The sequence below is a fragment of the Mesorhizobium sp. M4B.F.Ca.ET.089.01.1.1 genome (assembly GCF_004022605.1).
Classification (GTDB): domain Bacteria; phylum Pseudomonadota; class Alphaproteobacteria; order Rhizobiales; family Rhizobiaceae; genus Mesorhizobium; species Mesorhizobium abyssinicae.
Genome location: NZ_RZOS01000958.1, coordinates 1 through 942 on the forward strand (window position 1 = coordinate 1; position 942 = coordinate 942).

General features: G+C 59.7%; 3 protein-coding genes. 1 reads left to right on the forward strand and 2 read right to left on the reverse strand.

The features are described 5' to 3' along the window. On the reverse strand, positions 1-199 hold a 199-nt coding region (locus EN780_RS39920), incomplete at its 3' end, for a hypothetical protein (protein WP_210215092.1). A gap of 222 nt (positions 200-421) precedes the next feature. Here EN780_RS39920 and EN780_RS35315 point away from each other — a divergent pair. Further along, positions 422-670 carry a hypothetical protein gene (locus EN780_RS35315; RefSeq protein ID WP_128276543.1) on the forward strand — a complete coding sequence of 83 codons (249 nt, stop codon included), beginning with the start codon at positions 422-424 and terminating at the stop codon, positions 668-670. Positions 671-690: 20 nt separating this feature from the next. On the opposite strand, the gene EN780_RS39925 is transcribed toward EN780_RS35315, so the two are convergent. Beyond that, a partial coding sequence (locus EN780_RS39925) for a hypothetical protein (RefSeq protein WP_210215093.1) occupies positions 691-942 on the reverse strand: 252 nt, incomplete at its 5' end.

A 942-nucleotide genomic window follows, 5' to 3' on the forward strand; every position in this document is an offset into this window, starting at 1 on the left:
CTATATGAGAAATGGCCGTTGTCGCTCGCGTTTCACCGCCGGACGGCCGCGTTTTGGCGCCAGATCGACGAGAATTCGCGTTCATCGAGCGGACCGGGTTTGCGGCCAATCCCCGGACAGCGGCCAGCGGATGGCCTCTCTCGTCGAGCAGAACGCCGAAATTCACGCCAATCGGGCTTCCGGAAAAAATCTCGCGCATCCGAAGAAATCTCGCGCATCCCTTGTGCGGCTGGATCAATCGGAATTCGTGAGATTGTGCACCAAAGCGCGTAGTCGAGGTCGGTTCCAAGAGAGGGCGAAATGACACTCTAAGGGCAAGAAAGCCCCGTCTCGATCGAACCCACGTGGATTTTTGATTTGCAGGGTGCGGCCGTTGTCCAAAACAGACTATACTCAAGAGCGGCCAGAGGAGGACGGGTCTGTGAGCGACCAGGAATTGCAGCACATCATCACCAAATCACGGGACGCCAAACACGGTGGGTTTGGAGTCTTGTCTACAAGCGAGAAGCTAGCCGCTGCACTGGTGCTAAACCGGCCCGACTGGCTGGCCGAAATGAACTACACGCTCGCGGAGGCCATAGAACGTGTCGGTCCGGTATGGCTGACCTTGATTCCGAACGCAGCGCGCGAGCTGGAATACGAAGACGAGCGCGCAGCGGGTAAGGCATGATCCAGCGGGCCAGCTCTTCGTCAAGGACCGTCATTTCGCCCTTTCCCGGAACCGACCCCTAGCCTCACGAAATCTGAACCGCCTCCCCGTCCGTGGCGCCGACGCGCTTGGCTCTGGGTGATGTCATCGGTTTTGGACAGCGCGGCATCGATCAGATGCGCGCGAACCCTCTGCCGCTTTCGCCACGGAAGCTGTTGCGCTGCGATCCAGCCGGGATCGGCCAGAATTTCGCCGGCCAGGCGTTCGTATTCGGCCGATGAGCGCTTGAGCAC